An 18,059-nucleotide genomic window follows, 5' to 3' on the forward strand; every position below is an offset into this window, starting at 1 on the left:
GCGGACGCCCGTCCACGCTGCCGAGTCCGCCCACTGGAAGCCGATCGTGACCGGCCAGAGAGATGACACCGCCAGCTACTTCACAGTATGTAGGTCAAACGTTCCCGAAGCCGCCGCCTACGACCTGCGAGACCGTCCTGGCCAGCTCGGCCGGTGTGCGGTCGGTGGTGCCGGTGACGAGCATCCGGGCGCAGCTCTCGGTCATCGCGGCGAGCAGTTCGGCGAGCACCGGGAGGTTCGCGTCCGGGTCGCTGACGCCGGGCATGCTCCTGACCATCGTCAGCCGGAGGCTCTCGACGAGGAACTCGCGGGCGGCGCGGATCCGGTCCGCGACGACTGGCGCGGCGCCGTACTGCGCGCCGAACACGATCCGCCAGGACTGCGGCTGCTTCTCGACGGCGGTCAGCAGCGCGGTCAGGCCCTCGAGGACGTGCTCCTCCGGGGTGCCGACGCTCGGGTCGGCGGGCAGCGCGGAGACGATCGAGATGACCAGGTGCTGCTCCTCGCGGGCGAGCAGGGCCAGCAACAGGTCGTCGCGGTTCGCGAAGCAGTCGTAGACGACCGGTTTCGTGACGCCCGCGGCGTCCGCGATCGCCTGCATCGTCGTACCGGCGTACCCCCGCGCGGCGAACACCCCGAGGGCGGCGTCCAGGATCAGCGGCCGGCGGCGCTCGGGGCCGAGATGCGGCGCCCGGCGACGGCGTTCGGCGTCCTCGACCACTTGACAAAGCTACCCCACCGTAGGAAATTCCTACAGTCTGGTAGGAACACTGCCGCGGGGGTGGTCGATGACCGAGCGAGGCAGTGCCGGCTGGCTCGAGTCCGAGGGCGTCACCACCCTGGACGCGAGCGAGCTTGCCCGGTTGGTCGACCGGACGTCGGAGCGGGAGCTCCGGCATCGACTCATCGGGGGAGTCCGAGAGATCGCGTTGCGCGAGATCTTTCGCCGGATGCCGGAGTACCTCCGACCCGCCCGGGCCGCCGGGTTCGACGCTGTCATCAACTGGCAGATCACCGGCGCGGGCGGGGCCGGCCGTCCCGAGGCCGTCGACGAGTACTGGCTCCAGGTCCACGACGGCCACTGCACCGTCGTACCCCCGCAGCCCACTCCCCCCGACATCACCATCCGCACCGACCCCACCACCCTGCTCCGCATCGTCACCGGCAACGAGGACCCCGTCCTGGCCGTCCTCAAACAACGCCTGACCGTCCGCGGCGACCTGGCCCAGGCCGCCCGCCTCCCCAAACTCTTCAGCACCGGCCCGGCCTAACCCGGGATCACCGGGTCAGGCCGTCGGAGCCTCGGGTTCGGGGGCGGGCGGGGTCGTCGGTACGGCGGGACTCTCCGGTCCGGACGCTGCGCAGTGGGGGTATCGCCGGGTCGGCCGCGAAGGACTGGGCTCGCTCGGCGGGTTGGGGTGGTTGGCGTTCGAAGCCGCGGACCGCGGTCATGGTGCGGTCGCCGAGGGTGCTGCCGAACAGCTCCGCCTGGCGCCGTACGTCCGAGCCGTCGGCGCGCCATTCGGCCATCAGGGCGGGCAGCTCGTCGAAGCCTTCGGTGATCATGGTCGCGGTGGCGGCCGTGGCCTCCGGGCGGCTCGCGCTGGGGATGGTCGACGACAACACCATCGTGTTCGCCGCGGCGGCGGTCGCGGTGGCCGGCTCCTTCGTCTGGTCGGCCGTGAGGCCGGTCTGGAACCCGGCGTGGTGTTCCACCCTGGTCACCAGGTGCTCGGCGACGATCCCGCGGACCTCCTCGAGCTGCGGCGGTCGGGTCCGCTGCAGCAGCGCGTGGAGCTTGCCCAGCTCGCGCGTGGCCGTCGCGCTCGCCTTGTCGATCACGCCGGCTCCTCCCGAGACGTCCTCGCGCCTGGCCTCGAGCTCCACGGTCAGCTCCCGGAACGCGGCCTCCTCGACGTCGCGATCCGCGAAGTCGGCTTCGATGTCCCTGGCGAGATGCCGGACGATCCCGCCCTGCTGATCCTCCGGCAGCCGCAGGTACTCCGGATCCGGCCGCAGCAACAGCCTCGCCGCGGTCGGCGCCGCCGCACCGTGGCCGTCGGCAACGAGTTCGGTCAGCGCCGACTCCTCGCCGATCCCGGTCCGCGCACTGATCGCCAGCGCCATCGCCCGCGCGGCCGCGACGTCGCCTTCGAGCTGTGGCGGCGGAAACCGGCCCAGGTCGTCCGCGCGCCCGTTCGCGAACAGCTGCGGCGCCAGCCGCGGTGTCGCGAAGGCGGCGTACGCCCGGCTGGTCGCGGCGGCGAGCCGCGTCCGGTGCTCGGGGTCGTTCGGCTCCGGGAGCGAGTCCGGCGGCTCCAGGGAGTCGGCGCAGAGCGCGACCAGCTCGGTCAGCGACGCCCGGACGTCCGCGCGCGGGTCGGACGCCGAGCCGCGGCCGAGCGCGGCGGGCACGGTCGGCGCGAGCCGGGCCGGTACGTCCAGGTTGTCGGCGAGCGGCTCGAGCCGGTCCCGGAGGTCCTGCCCGACCGCCGGCGGCCGGAACAACACGCCACCGGTGTCCCGGACGACGAGCTCGCCCACCTTGCGGATGAGGTTGTCGACATTCGCATCCGTCACGCCGGGAACCTATCGCCGGACCGGTTCAGGGCGCGGCTTGCGAGCGACGTCACAGGCGGTACGGCGTACTGGCGCGTAGGCTGCCCGTTCATGGGAGAGACCGTGAACATCCACACCACCGCCGGCAAGATCGCGGACCTGGAGCAGCGGCTCGACGAGGCGGTGCACGCCGGGTCGGAGCGCGCCGTGGAGAAGCAGCACGCGCGCGGCAAGAAGACCGCCCGGGAGCGGATCGAGCTGCTGCTGGACGAAGGCTCCTTCTCCGAGCTGGACGAGTTCGCCCGGCACCGGTCGACGAGCTTCGGCCTGGAGGCGAACCGCCCGTACGGCGACGGCGTGGTGACCGGGTTCGGCACCATCGACGGCCGCCAGGTGTGCGTGTTCGCGCAGGACTTCACCGTCTTCGGCGGCAGCCTGGGCGAGGTCTTCGGCGAGAAGATCCTCAAGGTGATGGACCTGGCGATGAAGATCGGCTGCCCGCTGATCGGCATCAACGACTCCGGCGGCGCCCGGATCCAGGAGGGCGTGGTCAGCCTCGGACTGTACGGCGAGATCTTCCGCCGCAACGTCCGCGCCTCCGGGGTGATCCCGCAGATCTCGCTGATCATGGGCCCGTGCGCGGGCGGCGCGGTCTACTCCCCCGCGGTCACCGACTTCACCGTGATGGTCGACGAGTCGTCGTACATGTTCATCACCGGCCCCGACGTGATCAAGACCGTCACCGGCGAGGACGTCACCCAGGAGGAGCTCGGCGGCGCCCGGACGCACAACACGAAGTCCGGCAACGCGCACTACCTGGGCGCCGACGAGGAGGACGCGATCGAGTGGGTCAAGGCCCTCGTCGGTCACCTCCCGCAGAACAACCTCGAGGATCCCCCGGTGTACGACGCACCGGCCGACCTCGAGCCCACCGAGACGGACCTGGCGCTCGACAGCCTGGTCCCGGACTCGCCGAACCAGCCGTACGACATGCACACCGCGATCGAGGCGGTCGTCGACGACGGCGACTTCCTCGAGGTGCAGACGCTGTTCGCGCCGAACATGATCGTCGGCTTCGGCCGCGTCGAGGGCCGCCCGGTCGGCGTGGTCGCGAACCAGCCGCTGCAGTTCGCCGGCACGCTGGACATCGACGCCTCCGAGAAGGCGGCCCGGTTCGTCCGGACCTGCGACGCGTTCAACCTGCCGATCCTGACGTTCGTCGACGTCCCCGGCTTCCTGCCCGGCACCGACCAGGAGTGGAACGGCATCATCCGGCGCGGCGCGAAGCTGATCTACGCGTACGCCGAGGCCACCGTCCCGATGATCACCGTGATCACCCGCAAGGCGTACGGCGGCGCGTACGACGTGATGGGGTCGAAGCACCTCGGCGCGGACATCAACATCGCCTGGCCGACCGCACAGATCGCGGTCATGGGCGCGCAGGGCGCGGTGAACATCCTGTACCGCCGCGAACTCGCCGGCGCCGAGGACCCCGAGGCGCGCCGCCAGCAGCTGATCACGGAGTACGAGGACCACCTGGCGAACCCGTACATCGCCGCCGAACGCGGCTACATCGACGCGGTCGTCAAGCCGAGCGAAACCCGCGCCGAGATCACCCGCGCCCTGCGCCTACTACGCACCAAACGCGACACCCTGCCGCCGAAGAAGCATGGGAACATTCCACTGTGAGCATCCAGATCACTAAGGGCGATCCGACGCCTGAAGAGCTCGCCGCTCTGGTCGCGGTGATCGCCGCACGCTCGGCCGTCCCGGCGCCCGCTCCGGACACCGACCGAGCCAGCAACTGGGCGACGTACTGGCGCAACGCCCGTACGCCGTTCCACCCCGGCCCCGGGCAGTGGCGGGCGTCGGCGCACCCCTAGGTCCCCTGCCTCCGAGACGCCGGTGCTGGCCCGCTTGCGGCCTCCAACTTGAGCCAAGTAGACCCATTGCTGCGTGTTGGTCCGGTCGGACGTTCAACTTGAGAGTTGGAAGATCGCAACACCGCTGGGCGTTACAGGAGATAACAGATTGTATTGGGCGACCGTTTGAAACGGGCTGACCACTAGGCGCGACGTCCCCGATCGGTGTATACATGCTGCCCTGGCCGAGGCAGATGGGTGGGGACTCTTCGAGGCATCTCGGCCAAGGGTGGGGATTGCCATGCGCAAGTTCTTTTATATAGGAGACGCCCTCGCTTGCGGGGCTGTCTTATTCGCCGCAACCAGCCATCAGCCGCTCTGGATGTTACTCGCCGGCTTCGGATTCGCGGTCACGTGGGCATCATTTCGGATCTGGCAGTTGAGTGTCATAAAAGCAGTTGCCAGAGAGCCATGCGAGACGGCGTCCGAATACCCGCAATTGACGCAGCGTATCGAATCGATCCTGACCAAGAGCTACAACCTTGAACTGTCCGCAGTTCAGCTAACGACGTTTGCATACCTCTTGCTGTACCCAGAGAACACGCGACGCCGAATCAAGGAATCGATGGATCTCCGTGAACAACTGATCACGAAGTCTGCGTCGGCCGAGATAACTCGAGAACTCAGTGACAATATTGACAGTAAGCTCGAGCAGCGATTGGATGATGACGAAGGCCCGCTGTACGTGCCAATTATGCGACCACTGAAGAAGCGATTGATCACCGGCCTATCGGTGCAGGACAGATCTGGATCGTCGATCACTACACTCAGCCACGAAGAGTCCCTCGTATTTCTGACTCGCCTGCTCCTCAAGCTATTCGCGGAGACGTTTGACATCTCGTCTGACTACCATTCCTGGAAATTCAAGGAAGGCGTCGTCTTCATGGCCATCATGGAGGCGGTTCTGCAGATTCCCCAAGATGAGACGACTGACTCAGCGTCGCGCAAGAATAGGAGGTGGGAGACGACGAACGGCCTTCGTGCACTAGTTGACAAGCAGGGACTCAGGGTCGGCGACGCCGACTCGTTCGAACGATTGTGCGCCGTCGTTCGACTGCTGGCACTCAACTACGTCATCATCGCTGAACATCCCGCAGAGCACAGGTTCCTTGTGCGCTATTCATACCGAGTACCAAAGTTGCCCCTTCACCGAGGCAAGAATGTCAGTCTCTGGGCGCATATCAAAGGATGGACCCGAGCTTTAATACGAAGCGATGCGGCCTACCTGCAAGTCCCGGTCAACAAGGCGAAACGTTGCGATAGTTACCATCTCGTACTGACAGCTCCGAACGGGACCCACTTTGCACGGGCGATCCTGAAAGACGAAACGGGAAAGTCTGTCGCAAAATTGTCTCACCGACAATTCAATCTAGGTTCAGCCTACTTCAGACTTGGTCAACGCGGCTACCAGGAAGCACATTTCTACAGCCGGCAACTATGGAAGTCGCCAACTGCCGCATACCTAGACGTGCGCGTCCAGGAAACTCCTCCCGGCAGGCTCGGCCGCGCCGCCCTGGTAGCTGCGCTAGCGTTGTTTCTGGTCTATGTAGTCGGTTTGTCAGCGCAGTCCAAGGGGCCCGGAGACTTAAATCTCGACTTCGCTGCGGTACTGGCGGCTGGGATCCCCTCGGCTCTGGCCGTGCTCGCATTCGTCCTGGGATCAACGGTTGACGACAGCCGGGTCATCGCAATTTTCGCGGTACCAAGTGCTGTAGTCACCGCTGGCGTTGCTCTGGCTGGTTCTGCCCTACTGATGTTCCCGGCGGACATTACGGCCGCCGACAAGGCAAAAGCGTCTTTCGACTTCTTCGGCGTCTACGCGACTGGCTGGCAGCTCGTATGCTGCGCTGCGACCGTCAACCTCATGATCACAGCGTGCGCTCTGGTAGTTCGGCTCGTGCGGCACGACAAACTGCGGAGACGGGCTGCGGCATCACTTGACGTCGAAGCTCTGGTCAGTCGATGATGACTCTCTGGAGTGGATTGGAAGTGGTCAGTGATGTCGTCCCTTCCCTTTAACCCTGGATGGAAGTTGGGCATGCACCACCGCTCGACCCCGAGCGAGCCGATTGACGGTCTTGTCCTCGAACTTCCCGCCGATGAACCGGAGGACGTTCGGCTCGATGCCGATGCGTTCATCCGGGTATGGCCAGACCTGCTGGAGCGTTGGGGCACCGACATCGAGGAGGACCCCGAGAAGTCCGGGGCAACCGAGGATAGCCAGGTTGGTGCCTGGCTATCCCATCTGAGGACAGTTCGGGCCACACTCGACATCAGCGTCGCAGCGCCCGAGCCGGGCGACAAAGAATAAGATGCTGCTCAGAGCCCACCCGCCATTTCCACTCCGAACGTTGGCCCAGGTACAGCTGTGAAGCCTATTCGCCTGACACAGGACTGCAGTTCACCCGTCGGCCATTGAATGGACCAAGCCGGCGTCGGCGCGGAGTGCGTGCCGAAAGCGACTGGCATGAGGTGCTGGCGTCGAGACCAGGGCCAGTACCTGGACGAGCGCGGCGGGTTGAACTACCGCGCCTGAAATCTCGGGGTCACCGAAGGCGCCAACGACGAGACCAACGCACTAGTACGTTCTTCGTCATGGGTGATTCCCCCGCGCCGATCGCCTTCGCATACCGGCCCTCGTGGGGGCTCCACAAGGCCATCGAGCTGGCGTACACAACTGCTGTAGTACCTCGATACCAGACCGGCGTCACCGCCCGGCTATGCGCGTGCTCAGGTACGGCGGAAGCCGACCAGCGGGTAGACCGGGGCGTTGCCGGTATTGCGGGGCGGGCCAACGAAGGTGGTCGCGCCGTCGAGGACCAGGCCGTACCGCGCCGCGGTGGCTACTAGGTGCGACAGGGCGTCCTGGGAGCGGGTTTCGTCGGGGACGCGGCCGTCGGCGTAGCGGCCGGCGTCGGACTTCTCGGTGGTGGTGACGAAGACGCCGCCGGTGCGCAGGACGCGGGCGACCTCGGCGATCACCGGTTCGCTGTCGTCGAGCAGGTGCAGCAGCCAGACCGCGACCACCGCGTCGCACCGCCGGTCCGCGACCGGCAGCCGCGCGGCGTCGGCGGCCGCGACATGGCCGGGGAGCCGGATCCGGGCCTGGCGCAGCATCGCGGGCGACAGGTCGACGCCGTGCACGAGGTTGCCGAGCGCAACAAGCTCGGCGCCGACAATGCCGGTACCGACGGCCAGCTCGAGCACCCGCCCGCCGTCCTCGAGGAGCGAGTCGACAGCCTGCGCCGCCGCCTGGGCGCGGGCCACGCCGCCGCGCGTTTCGTCGTACGTGGAAGCGACGGATTCGTCGTAGGTGAAGGGTTTCTGGGCGTCCCACAGTTGCGGCCAGGTGACGTCGATGTCGATCAGCATCCGGCGCAGCAGCGGCAGCGAGAGGCCGACGACGTTGTGGTAGTCGCCCTCGATCGCGCTCACGAACGGCCCGCCGAGACCGTCGACGGTGAACGCGCCCGCGACGACCAGTGGCTCGCCCGTGGCGACGTACGCGTCGATCTCCTCGTCGGTGACGTCCGCGAAGTACACCGTCGTGGACGCGAGCTCGCGGAGCTCCTGTTTGGAGGTCGTGTCGATCAGGCAGTGCCCGGTGTGCAGTACGCCGGTGCGCCCGCGCATCATCCGCCAGCGCTCGCGCGCGACGTCCGGCGTAGCGGGCTTGCCGTACGCGACACCGTCGAACTCCAGCACCGAGTCGCAGCCGAGAACGGTCGCGTGATCGGTCAGCCCCGCGACGACCGCGCGGGCCTTCAGCGTGGCGAGCAGCCGCGCCAGCTCGCCGGGATTCTCGGCGGTGACGTTGTCCTCGTCGACGCCGGAGACGATCACCTCCGGCTCGATCCCCGCGCCGCGCAGGGTCTTCAGCCTGGCCGGCGACGCCGACGCCAGGACGAACCGGGCGCTCACAGCTTCGCCAGCGCCCGGACCAGCGGGTCCAGACCGATCGACCCGAGGTTCAGCGCGTCGGAGTGGAACCTCCGCAGGTCGAACGCGGACGCCTTGCGCTGCTTGGCCTCCTCGCGCGCCTGCAGCCAGATCCGTTCACCGACCTTGTACGACGGCGCCTGGCCCGGCCAGCCGAGGTACCGGTTCAGCTCGGCGTGCAGGAACTCGGTTTCCATCCGGCAGTGCGCGCGCAGGAACTCGAACCCGAGGTCCGCGTTCCACCGCTCTCCCGGCCGCCAGCCGAACGGGTTGTCGCGCGGCACCTCGAGCTCCAGGTGCATCCCGATGTCGACGATCACCCGCGCCGCGCGGAACCCCTGCGCGTCCAGCATCCCGAGCCGCGCGCCCGGGTCCTCGAGGTAGCCGAGCTCCTCCATCAGCCGCTCGGCGTACAGGGCCCAGCCCTCACCGTGACCGGAGACCCAGCAGGCGATTCGCTGCCAGCGGTTCAGCAGGTCGGTGCGCAGCATCGTCTGCGCGACCTGCAGGTGATGCCCCGGTACGCCTTCGTGGTACACCGTGGTGACCTCGCGCCAGGTGGCGAACTTCTCGACACCGTTCGGTACCGCCCACCACATCCGGCCCGGCCGCGTCGTCAGGTCCTCGCTCGGCTGCGTGTAGTAGATGGAGCCGTCCGAGGTCGGCGCGATCATGCACTCCAGCGTGCGGATCTCGTCGGCGATGTCGAAGTGCGTACCGCCCAGCTCGGCGACGGCGGCGTCGGACAGCTGCTGCATCCAGTCCCGGAACGCCTCCTTGCCCTGGATCGTCCGCGCCGGGTCGTCGTCCAGCAGCGCGGCGGTCGCCTCGATACTGCGGTCGCCGCTGTTGAGTTCGGCGGCGATCGCCTGCATGTCCGCCTCGATCCGGGCCAGCTCGGCCCAGCCCCAGGCGTACGTCTCCTCCAGGTCGACCGCGGCACCGAGGAAGCTGCGCGAGGCCAGCTCGTACACCTCCCGGCCGCACGCGTCGCGCTCCGGCGCCCGGGGCGCGAGCTCGGACGTCAGCCAGCCGCCGAACTGGTCGAACGCCTTCCGCGCCGCGGCAGCCGCTGCCTCGACGGTCGGCTTGACCGCTCCGTCCGGGGCCTGCGCGGCGAGGCCGGCGAAGAAGTCGTCGCCCTCGGCGCCGGTCCAGCTGGCCATCCGCTCGGCCAGCCCGGTCACCTGGCGGACCGCTGAGATCCGGCCCTCCGCTGCGTGTTCCAGCAGCGTGTCGCGGTACCCGTCGAGCGTCGTACCGATCTGGTTGAGCCGGATCGCGATGGTCTCCCAGTCCTGCTCGGTTGCTGTCGGCATCAGATCGAACACCTGGCGCAACGCCGCCGGCACCGACGAGATCGCGTTCAGCTGGTGCTGCGGTACGCCGGCCTCGTGGCGCTCGAGCTCCAGCCCGAGCCGCTCGACGAACGCGTCCTTGGCGACCTCCTCGCGCGGACTGCCCGGCTCGATCGACGCGGCCTCCGCGAGCGAGCGGCGGACCAGCTCGGCCCGCGCCGCGAACCCGTCCGGTGTGAAGTCCGGGAGCTCGTGGTCGTGGCCGGCGATCCCGAGCTCGGTCGCCGCGAGCGGATCGAGGACGATCTCCTGCTCGAGGTGCCGTTCGGCGAGCCGGTCGATCGGGCTGTTCGGCGTACTGGCAGCAGTCACACGCCGACCCTACCCGTCGAGGGTTGCCGGAGCTGACCTGTTCGTTGCCGATACTGTGGCGGTCGCTGAATGCCAGCACGAGGGACGAGAGGAACGGCGTTGAGCCAGCCACCCTACGGGCCGCCCGGCCAGAACCCGCCGTACCCGCAAGGCCCGCAGGGCCCGCACGGTCAGCAGGGGCCGCCGCCAGGTCAGTACGGCGGTCCGCCGATGGGTCCTCCGCCCGGACAGTACGGCGGTCCGCCGCCGCAGGCGCCGTACGGCGGTCCGCCGCAGGGGCCGCCGCAGTACGCGGCGTCGTACCAGCAGCCGCCGCCGGGGCCCGGCTTCGGCTGGGGACCGAGCTTTGGTCCGGGCGGACCCGGTGGTCCCGGTGGGCCGAACCTGGGCTGGCAGCAGCCGCGGAAGAAGTCGAAGGGCCCGCTGATCGCGATCCTGTCGATCGTCGCCGTGGCCGTCGTCGGCGGCGCGCTGATCGGGCTGATCCGGCAGGGCGACGACACGACCACGACGACGCCGGTGAACCCGACCCGGTACACGCCGCAGCCGACCACCTCCCCCACGGAGGAGCCGACCGGGTCGCCGACCGAGGAGCCCACTCAGGAGCCGACGACAGAGGAGCCCACGAGCACCGAGACGTCGAGCCCGCCGAACCAGTCGTCGGACTCGACCGTCGTCGCGAAGAACAAGCTGTACCAGGTCGGCCAGATGGCCACGGTCAACTGCCGGGAGCCGCGCGTCCGGCCGACCAACGCCCAGAACGCGGCCGCCTACTGGGCCGAGCTCAAGCCCTGCCTGGACAAGTCGTGGGCGCCGCTGGTCACCAAGGCCGGCTACCAGTACAAGTCGCCCGGGATGACGTACTGGTCCGGCTCCTCGGTGTCGAACCCGTGCGGCGCCGGCATCGTCAACGTGCCGTTCTACTGCCCGGCGAACCACATGATGTACATGAAGGTCGACGTCTTCGTGAAGGCGTACACGCAGTACCCCGGTGATCCGATCGGCCAGGCCTACGCCCGGATGTGGTACTCGCGGTCGATCGCCCACGAGTACGGGCACAGCGTGCAGTTCATGACCGGCGTGCTGCGGGCCGCCAACAACCTGCGCTACGAGCAGCCGGACTCCGACGGCCGCCTGCGGATGACCCGCCGGATCGAGCTGCAGGCGAACTGCTTCGCCGGTGTCTTCCTGGCCGCGAACAAGCGCAGCTACCCGATCAACGGGAACCTGCTGTACGTGTGGAACAAGTACGTCGTCACGGCCGGCGACAAGCCGGAGGTGAGCACCCACGGCAGCGTGGCCAGCCAGGGGCGGTTCATGGGCAAGGCGTTCAACACCGCGAACCCGGCCACCTGCAACACGTTCGCGGCGTCACCCGCCAACGTCAGCTGACAGCTCCGGCGGCGCGACCTGACGCCAGGAGTCGATGAGGATGTCGTGCAGTTCGTCGGCGTCCTCGAGCGCCGCGAGGCGGGCCCGGACCCAGTTCGAGCCCGCCTCGTGCTTCGGCACCCAGAACTTCTCCGGCTCCGCCGCGATCAACTCGTCCCGCTCCAGCCGCGGACACCGCACCGCGAACGACGTCTGATCATCCGGCACCGTCACGAACATCCGCCCCACCACATCAAACGTCGGATGCCCCCACCGCTGCTTCTCCACAGTCCCCGGAAAAGACAACGCCACCCGCCGCACATCCTCAGCATCCAGCACCTGCCCACTCTAGAGGAGAAAGGAGAGAGGATTTAGAGCGTCGGCTGGCTTATGGCTGGGCTCGCGCTGCCGGCTCGTGGCTAGTCCCGCGCGGCTCTGAGCGCCAGTTTCCACGGGAAGCTGGTCATGGCGTCGTCGCCCGTGCGCGGTGGATGCGGCTCGAATTCTCCGGGGCCGAACAGGACGCGCACACCGTCGGATCGCAGTTCTTCCACGCTGCGGAGGAAGATCCGGTTCGCGGCCAGCGACTGGTTGACGAAGGGTAGGACGACGATCCGGACTCCTAGTCCGGTCAATTCCGCCAACTGCGTGAGGACATAGGTGTCCGCGACGCCGGCCGCCCACTTGTTGATTGTGTTGTAGGTGGCCGGCGCGACTATCACGGCGTCGGCGCTCGGAGTGGGAGTCTCCCCGGGCCTCCGGTAAGTGGTTCGAACGGGGTGACCACAACGTTCTGCGACGGCGTCCGTGTCCAGGAAGTGTTGTACCGCGCTCTCGGTCGCCGCGCAGTACACGTCCCAGCCTTCGTCGTGCGCAAGATCGATCAGTTCGTGAATCCGCCTCGCGGGACCCGCGCCGCAGATGAACAGGTGAAGAACGCGTTGACTGTTCACGCTGCCTGCTTCTCCGTCCTCCATGCGCAGCCTGCTCCTCTCCCAATGGTCAAACAGTTCTGTTTGCTTTTCGGCCCGGTAGCAGCACGGCGGTGAGGGCGCCTGTGGTGACGATTGCGGTGCCGGTCCAGACTGCGGGGATCAGGCCGGCGGCGTACTGCGTCGGCGACTCGTAGGAACCCGCTGACGCGAACACCGAGGCCAGTACTGCGACGCCCATCGCGACGCCGACCTCGCGGATCGTGTTGTTGGTGCCGGACGCGACACCGCGGTCCGTCTCGGAGACGCTGTCCATCACCACGCTCGCGGACGGCGCGAACGTCAGCCCCATCCCCACCCCGGCCAGGACGAACGGCGCGACCAGTTCGCCGTACTGCGTTGTCTCCGTCGTGATCAGTGCGATCCAGCCGAGCGCCGCGGCGAGCAGGAACTGCCCGAGCACGATCAGCGTCCGTGACCCGATCCTGTCGACCACCAGACCAGCGATTGGTGCGACGACGAGCGGCGCCGCCGTCCACGGCAGCGTGCGGACTCCGGACTCGAACGGCGTGTACCCCTGCACCACCTGGAAGAACTGCGCCAGCAGGAACACCGACCCGAACACCCCGACCGCGAACGTGAACGCCACCACGTTCACCACACTGAACGACCGCACCGAGAACAACCGCAGCGGCAACATCGGCGCCGCCGTACGACGCTCCCACCCGAGGAACGCCGCCAGCAGCACGCCGCCCGCGACCAGCGCCCCCAGGACACCAGCGGACGTCCATCCATCGTCGGCGCCGTGCACGACACCCCAGACGACGGACAGCACGCCGGACGTCGCCAGCACCAGACCGAGCAGGTCGAGGCGCTGCGCCGTACCGCGGGACTCGGACAGCACCCGCGCCGCGAGCAGTACGGCGAGCACGCCGATCGGCACGTTCAGCCAGAAGATCCACTGCCAGTTCAGCCCGTCGACCACCGCGCCGCCGACGACCGGCCCGACGGCGACCCCGAGGCCGGAGATGCCGCCCCAGATGCCGATCGCGGCGCTGCGGAGCCGTTCCGGTACGGCGTCCGCGAGCAACGTCAGCGACAACGGCATCACGGCCGCCGCGCCAAGGCCCTGGATCGCGCGGGCGCCGGTGAGCATCCACGGCTCGGTCGCCAGCGCGCAGGCGGCCGACGCCAGCGTGAACACGACGATCCCGGCCAGGAACATCCGCCGCCGGCCGACCCGGTCGCCGATCGCGGCCGCGGTCAGCAGCAGCGCGGCGAACGCCAACGTGTAGGCGTTCACGAACCACTGCAGGTCCGACAGCGACGCACCGAGCTCGGCCTTGATCACCGGCAGCGCGTTCGTCACCACCAGGTTGTCCAGCGTGACCATGAACGTCGGGATCCCCACCGCCGCCAGCACCACGCCCAACCCGGGACCGGCCGCCCGGCCCGCCAGCACATCCCTCTCGTCGAGAGCGGTCATCTCCACACCCCTGGTTGTAATTGACTGATAACAAGCTCGACGACGAGAGTATGCATCCACTGATAACATGTCAACCGATCGAGAGGAGACCAGGTGAGCGCCAGGGTTCGGCTGACCGCGAAGGAGCGCGGCGACGAGGTACTGCGGGCCGCGGTCCGCGCGTTCGCCGCGTCCGGGTACGAGGGCACGAAGACCGACGAGATCGCGCGGCTCGCCGGGGTCTCGCAGCCGTACGTGATCCGGTTGTTCGGGACCAAGCAGCAACTGTTCCTCGCCGCGATCCGGAGCGTCTGCGACCGGATCGAGCAGATCTTCCGCGACGCCGCGGCCGAGACGCCCGAGCTGATCGCGCTGGGCCGCAACTACGAGCGGCTACTCGCCGAGCCCGAGATCCTGCTGGTCCTGCTGCACGGCTTCTCCGCGAGCGGCGACCCGGTGATCGGCGACTGCGTCCGGGCGCGCTTCGGCAGCATCTACACCCTGATCCGCGAACTGACCGGCGCCACCCCGCAGGAGACCCGCGAGTTCCTCTCCGCCGGCATGCTCATCACCGTCATGTCCGCCATGCAGGTCATGGGCCCGAACGCGATCCCCCTCCCCTGGGCCGAGGAAATCACGAAGACACTCGGCGAGGAACGGCAGGAGGACTGAACGTCGAAGTCGGTCGTGGCTGCACCACCTGTCCGGCTTCCATGGGATACTCGGTGTAATGGTCGAGTCGAGGAGGTGACGTCGTGACCGCTGACAACGCTGAACACCCTGGCCGGCGACGTGCGATCGCGACCGTCGACGAACTCTTCAGAGATGCCGTGCCGGTGCGTTCCGCCGAAGACCTCGCCGAGGACGGCGTGTTCGACGACGGTGAGCTGGACGAATTCCTCGCGGACCTGGGCGCGATGCGGCGGGCCGACATCGCGTGAGCACGCGCAGGATCGTCTTGGACACCGACGTAGCATCCCTGAGCATCAAGAACGCCCTGCCACCAATGCTGCTTCGTGAGTTGCTCGGCGCTCAGGTCGGCATCACGTTCGTCACCCTCGGAGAACTCAGTCGCTGGGCATTATTGCGGGACTGGGGACCTTCCAAGGTCGCCGGTCTCGAGGCCTGGCTCAGCACCCGCCCCACACTGCCGTACAACGAAGCGGTGGCTCGGACTTGGGGAGAGATTTCCGCGTATGCCACCAGGCGTGGGCGTCCCCGCCCTCAGAACGACAGCTGGATCGCGGCATGCTGCCTGACCTACGACCTGCCGCTGGCGACGCTCAACGTCAAGGATTTCGCTGACTTCGCCGAGTACGAGGGCCTGCGGATCGTCGGCTACGAAGACCACTAGCTCCTGATACGACCTGCCGACGTCGGCTAGTCGCGGTCGAGTTTCTGGCCGGCGGCGAACCAGAGGGTGGCGGCTGAGAGGGCTATGGCGGCGGCGGTGACAAGAAGTGAGCCGGCGATGTTGGCGTCGCGGATCAGGGCGGCCGCGGCGGCGACGACGGGGGCCAGCAGGACGGCGGTTGCCCCGGGCAACCACCAGCGGCGGAGGGCCGTTCGGTGGACCCGGACGTACGACGGGAGCTGGGCGGCGAAGGCGGCGGCCAGGTGGAGCACCACGAGCGCGATCGCGGTGACGACCAGGCTCCAGCTCAACTCGCCCCGGCCGCGCATCAGCCAGCCGAGCGCGACGAGCAGCAGGAACCCCATCGCAGCCAGCGAATCGGGCAGCACCACGGTGGCGACCAGCAGCGGCACGCCGACGATCGCGACCAGGTCCGGCTGATCCCACGTCTGCAACGCAGGTACGACGAGCGCAACGGCCCCGGCGACCGCGATCACCAGCCGAGCCAGCAACACCGCCCGTCCGGACACCCGCAGCTGCGCCAGCCAGAGCGTGATCTTCTCGTCGATACTCATGACCGGATCCTCGGTGCGGCGGACAGACGTGCCGCGTCGCGCAGTACCTCGTCCAGGGTTCCGGAGCCCTGCCAAGGAACGGTCGGTACGCCGAGGTCGCTGAGCCGGTCGAGGTCGCGGCGGCGTTCCAGCAGCCGCAGCCGCCAGGCGAGCGGCCAGGATCGTTGGTCGTGCGCGTCGAGGTCCATGATCGCCGCGACGTCGGGCGGCAGCGTGTCGATCGCGATCACCGTGCAGCCGGAGTGGACGAGCGTGACGACGTACCCGAGCATCGTCTGCCGCAGCAGCGGGCTGAGCACGAGCACGAGGCTGTCCGAGCGGATCCGGTTCCGCCGGGCCAGCTGCTCCTCGTCCTGCTGCCGGCCGCGGCGGTCGGCGTGCACGAGCGTGTCGAGGATCCGCCGCAGATGCCCGCGCCCACTTCCCGACCGCACGCCGCGGAACAGGCTCCCGGTGTCGATCAGCCGCACCCGGTCGCCGTTGCGCAGGTAGTGCTCGGCGATCGCCGCGGCCGCGCGGACCGCGGTGTCGAGGCTCGACGACCGCCCGTCGATCCCTTCGCTGATGCCGATCTCGCCGCCGGTGTCGACCAGGATGACGACCTCGGTGTCGCGGTCCGACCACGTCGACGTGACGTGCAGCTCCCGGGTCCGCGCCGACACCGCCCAGTTGATCCGGCGCAACCGGTCGCCGGTCCGGAACGGCCGTACGCCGGCCAGCTCCGTCCCCTCCCCGGGCCGCCGCGACCGATGCAAACCAACAAGTCCGGCCGGCCGCGGTACGGCGTCCACCGCCTCGAAGCCCTCCCGCAACGGCAGTGTCGTCACCGCCTGCGACTCCGCCGACGTCACGTGGATCCGGTACGCCCCGACCGACGACGTCGCCGTGACCGTTGGCCGCTCCAACGAGCGGAGACCCCAACGCTTGGACCGGACGCCGACCTCCAGCTGTACGTCGCCGCTCGCCACCGGTTCCGCGATCGCGGCCTGCGGCGGGTCGTACTGGAACCACGGCGCCCGTGGCAGCGCGGCCACGATCAGGTCGATGTCGCGATCCACGGTCTCCGGCACGCGCAGGCGGTACGTCGTACCCTGCCCCTCGAACAGCACGTCCGCGTCCAGCTCGGTGTGTACGTCGGGACGCTCCCGCGGCCGGAAGAACCGCCCCCACGCGGCCAGGAACGCGAGCGGCAACCCCAGTACCGCAGCGTCCGGCCGCCGCAGCAGTACGGCGACACCGAGCAGCACCGCGGCCACACAGATCGCACGGACCTGCGCGTGCGTCGGCCGCCAACTCATGCGACTGAGACAGTGGGAGGCGTGGGGACCGACCCGAGGACGGTCCGCACCACCGTTGCGCCGGTCACCTCGTGCAGCCACAGCTCCGGGCGGACCGTGATCCGGTGCGCCAACGCGGCCACCGCGACCGCCTTCACGTCCTCCGGTACGACGTAGTCGCGGCCCTGGATCACCGCGTACGCACGCGAGGTCAGCAGCAGCGCCAGCGAACCGCGAGGCGACGCACCGACCAGCACCTGCGAGTCCCGGCGGGTGGCGGCGGCGAGGTCGACGCAGTACTGACCGACGGTGTCGTCCACGGTCACGGTCTCGATCGTGCGTTGCGCGGCGAGGAGGCCGGCAGCATCCGTCACCGCATCGACCGTCTGGTCCTCGCGCCGGCGGCTCATCCGGCGCCGCAGTACCTCCCACTCCTCAGCAGGCGAGGGATAACCGAAGCCGATCCGCAGCATGAAGCGGTCGAGCTGCGCCTCCGGGAGCGGGTAGGTGCCTTCGTACTCGACCGGGTTCGCGGTGGCGAGCACGTGGAACGGGCTGGGCAGCGGGAAGGTCTGGCCCTCGACCGTGACCTGGTGCTCCTGCATCGACTCCAGCAGCGCGGCCTGGGTCTTCGGCGGCGTCCGGTTGATCTCGTCGGCCAGCAGCAGACCGGTGAAGATCGGTCCCGGCCGGAAGACGAACTCGGACTCCTTCTGGTCGTACACGAACGCCCCGGTCACGTCCGACGGCAGCAGGTCCGGCGTGAACTGCACCCGCCGGAACTCCAGCCCCAGCGCCTGCGCGAACGACCGCGCGGCCAACGTCTTCGCCAGGCCCGGGTAGTCCTCCAGCAGCACGTGCCCGCCGGCCAGGATGCCCGCAAGCACCAACTCGAGCGCCTCGCCCTTCCCGACCACGGCCTGGCCGACCCGCTCCAGCACCTGCCGGCTCAGCGCGGACACCTCACCGAGCGTCAACTCACCCTCAGCCACAGC

Annotated in this window: 19 protein-coding genes; 9 read left to right on the forward strand and 10 right to left on the reverse strand. The window is 68.6% G+C overall.

Translation table 11 applies throughout. The features are described 5' to 3' along the window. Positions 1 to 94: 94 nt before the first annotated feature. Positions 95 to 721, reverse strand: coding sequence for a helix-turn-helix domain-containing protein (locus tag ABN611_RS04600; RefSeq protein ID WP_350278505.1), 627 nt, complete (start codon positions 719 to 721; stop codon positions 95 to 97). A 67-nt stretch (positions 722 to 788) separates the two neighbouring features. On the opposite strand from ABN611_RS04600, the gene ABN611_RS04605 reads away from it, so the two are divergent. After that, positions 789 to 1,271, forward strand: coding sequence for an SCP2 sterol-binding domain-containing protein (locus tag ABN611_RS04605; protein WP_350278506.1), 483 nt, complete (start codon positions 789 to 791; stop codon positions 1,269 to 1,271). A 7-nt stretch (positions 1,272 to 1,278) separates the two neighbouring features. Here ABN611_RS04605 and ABN611_RS04610 read toward each other — a convergent pair whose 3' ends face one another. Then, complete coding sequence (locus tag ABN611_RS04610; protein ID WP_350278507.1) at positions 1,279 to 2,580, reverse strand: hypothetical protein; 1,302 nt, start codon at positions 2,578 to 2,580, stop codon at positions 1,279 to 1,281. 90 nt (positions 2,581 to 2,670) lie between these two features. On the opposite strand from ABN611_RS04610, the gene ABN611_RS04615 reads away from it, so the two are divergent. The 4 genes from ABN611_RS04615 to ABN611_RS04630 all read left to right on the forward strand — a co-directional run bounded on the left by ABN611_RS04615 (position 2,671) and on the right by ABN611_RS04630 (position 6,792). Continuing rightward, positions 2,671 to 4,248 carry an acyl-CoA carboxylase subunit beta gene (locus ABN611_RS04615; RefSeq protein WP_350278508.1) on the forward strand — a complete coding sequence of 526 codons (1,578 nt, stop codon included), beginning with the start codon at positions 2,671 to 2,673 and terminating at the stop codon, positions 4,246 to 4,248. Beyond that, positions 4,245 to 4,442 carry an acyl-CoA carboxylase subunit epsilon gene (locus ABN611_RS04620; protein ID WP_350278509.1) on the forward strand — a complete coding sequence of 66 codons (198 nt, stop codon included), beginning with the start codon at positions 4,245 to 4,247 and terminating at the stop codon, positions 4,440 to 4,442. The genes ABN611_RS04615 and ABN611_RS04620 overlap by 4 nt, the downstream gene beginning before the upstream one ends. Positions 4,443 to 4,722: 280 nt before the next feature. After that, entirely contained in the window at positions 4,723 to 6,447 is a 1,725-nt protein-coding gene (locus tag ABN611_RS04625; protein ID WP_350278510.1) for a hypothetical protein, read from the forward strand. Between the two features lie 72 nt (positions 6,448 to 6,519). Then, on the forward strand, positions 6,520 to 6,792 hold the full coding sequence (locus ABN611_RS04630) for a hypothetical protein (protein ID WP_350278511.1): 273 nt from the start codon (positions 6,520 to 6,522) through the stop codon (positions 6,790 to 6,792). A gap of 419 nt (positions 6,793 to 7,211) precedes the next feature. Here ABN611_RS04630 and ABN611_RS04635 read toward each other — a convergent pair whose 3' ends face one another. After that, positions 7,212 to 8,402, reverse strand: coding sequence for a Maf family nucleotide pyrophosphatase (locus tag ABN611_RS04635; protein WP_350278512.1), 1,191 nt, complete (start codon positions 8,400 to 8,402; stop codon positions 7,212 to 7,214). Next, positions 8,399 to 10,090 (reverse strand): DUF885 domain-containing protein, encoded by a 1,692-nt coding sequence (locus tag ABN611_RS04640; protein WP_350278513.1) that lies wholly within the window; start codon positions 10,088 to 10,090, stop codon positions 8,399 to 8,401. The genes ABN611_RS04635 and ABN611_RS04640 overlap by 4 nt, the downstream gene beginning before the upstream one ends. A 99-nt stretch (positions 10,091 to 10,189) precedes the next feature. On the opposite strand from ABN611_RS04640, the gene ABN611_RS04645 reads away from it, so the two are divergent. Continuing rightward, positions 10,190 to 11,482, forward strand: a complete 1,293-nt coding sequence (locus tag ABN611_RS04645) for a neutral zinc metallopeptidase (RefSeq protein ID WP_350278514.1) — start codon at positions 10,190 to 10,192, stop codon at positions 11,480 to 11,482. Here the strand turns inward: ABN611_RS04645 and ABN611_RS04650 are convergent. The 3 genes from ABN611_RS04650 to ABN611_RS04660 form a co-directional block, all read right to left on the reverse strand. Continuing rightward, the gene (locus ABN611_RS04650; RefSeq protein ID WP_350278515.1) at positions 11,462 to 11,800 is read right to left on the reverse strand and encodes an MmcQ/YjbR family DNA-binding protein; all 339 of its coding nucleotides are present in this window, start codon (positions 11,798 to 11,800) and stop codon (positions 11,462 to 11,464) included. The two genes, ABN611_RS04645 and ABN611_RS04650, sit on opposite strands and share 21 nt — an antisense overlap. An 80-nt stretch (positions 11,801 to 11,880) precedes the next feature. Then, positions 11,881 to 12,438 carry a flavoprotein gene (locus ABN611_RS04655; protein WP_350278516.1) on the reverse strand — a complete coding sequence of 186 codons (558 nt, stop codon included), beginning with the start codon at positions 12,436 to 12,438 and terminating at the stop codon, positions 11,881 to 11,883. A gap of 25 nt (positions 12,439 to 12,463) precedes the next feature. Continuing rightward, on the reverse strand, positions 12,464 to 13,879 hold the full coding sequence (locus ABN611_RS04660; protein ID WP_350278517.1) for a DHA2 family efflux MFS transporter permease subunit: 1,416 nt from the start codon (positions 13,877 to 13,879) through the stop codon (positions 12,464 to 12,466). Positions 13,880 to 13,972: 93 nt separating this feature from the next. Between ABN611_RS04660 and ABN611_RS04665 the strand changes: the two genes are divergently transcribed. From ABN611_RS04665 to ABN611_RS04675, 3 genes are all read left to right on the forward strand, one after another. After that, complete coding sequence (locus ABN611_RS04665; protein WP_350278518.1) at positions 13,973 to 14,530, forward strand: TetR/AcrR family transcriptional regulator; 558 nt, start codon at positions 13,973 to 13,975, stop codon at positions 14,528 to 14,530. Between the two features lie 83 nt (positions 14,531 to 14,613). Continuing rightward, positions 14,614 to 14,799 (forward strand): hypothetical protein, encoded by a 186-nt coding sequence (locus tag ABN611_RS04670; RefSeq protein WP_350278519.1) that lies wholly within the window; start codon positions 14,614 to 14,616, stop codon positions 14,797 to 14,799. Between the two features lie 17 nt (positions 14,800 to 14,816). Continuing rightward, positions 14,817 to 15,212 (forward strand): type II toxin-antitoxin system VapC family toxin, encoded by a 396-nt coding sequence (locus ABN611_RS04675; protein WP_350278520.1) that lies wholly within the window; start codon positions 14,817 to 14,819, stop codon positions 15,210 to 15,212. A 26-nt stretch (positions 15,213 to 15,238) separates the two neighbouring features. Here the strand turns inward: ABN611_RS04675 and ABN611_RS04680 are convergent, their stop codons facing one another. From ABN611_RS04680 to ABN611_RS04690, 3 genes are read right to left on the reverse strand one after another with little or no spacing between them, the layout of a single operon-like run. Then, a complete protein-coding gene (locus ABN611_RS04680; RefSeq protein WP_350278521.1) occupies positions 15,239 to 15,787 on the reverse strand; it encodes a hypothetical protein in 549 nt (182 codons plus the stop codon). Beyond that, positions 15,784 to 17,085, reverse strand: coding sequence for a DUF58 domain-containing protein (locus tag ABN611_RS04685; protein WP_350278522.1), 1,302 nt, complete (start codon positions 17,083 to 17,085; stop codon positions 15,784 to 15,786). Before ABN611_RS04685 ends, ABN611_RS04680 begins: the two co-directional genes overlap by 4 nt. Then, a complete protein-coding gene (locus ABN611_RS04690; RefSeq protein WP_350278523.1) occupies positions 17,082 to 18,056 on the reverse strand; it encodes a MoxR family ATPase in 975 nt (324 codons plus the stop codon). Before ABN611_RS04690 ends, ABN611_RS04685 begins: the two co-directional genes overlap by 4 nt. Positions 18,057 to 18,059: the final 3 nt, after the last annotated feature.

The organism is Kribbella sp. HUAS MG21 (assembly GCF_040254265.1).
Classification (GTDB): domain Bacteria; phylum Actinomycetota; class Actinomycetes; order Propionibacteriales; family Kribbellaceae; genus Kribbella.

Coding starts and splice junctions, on each gene's coding strand:
- ABN611_RS04655 (WP_350278516.1), bottom strand. CDS start 12,438: ATGGAGGACGGAGAAGCAGGCAGCGTGAACAGTCAACGCGTTCTTCAC.
- ABN611_RS04605 (WP_350278506.1), top strand. CDS start 789: ATGACCGAGCGAGGCAGTGCCGGCTGGCTCGAGTCCGAGGGCGTCACC.
- ABN611_RS04615 (WP_350278508.1), top strand. CDS start 2,671: ATGGGAGAGACCGTGAACATCCACACCACCGCCGGCAAGATCGCGGAC.
- ABN611_RS04685 (WP_350278522.1), bottom strand. CDS start 17,085: ATGAGTTGGCGGCCGACGCACGCGCAGGTCCGTGCGATCTGTGTGGCC.
- ABN611_RS04630 (WP_350278511.1), top strand. CDS start 6,520: ATGCACCACCGCTCGACCCCGAGCGAGCCGATTGACGGTCTTGTCCTC.
- ABN611_RS04660 (WP_350278517.1), bottom strand. CDS start 13,879: ATGACCGCTCTCGACGAGAGGGATGTGCTGGCGGGCCGGGCGGCCGGT.
- ABN611_RS04625 (WP_350278510.1), top strand. CDS start 4,723: ATGCGCAAGTTCTTTTATATAGGAGACGCCCTCGCTTGCGGGGCTGTC.
- ABN611_RS04680 (WP_350278521.1), bottom strand. CDS start 15,787: ATGAGTATCGACGAGAAGATCACGCTCTGGCTGGCGCAGCTGCGGGTG.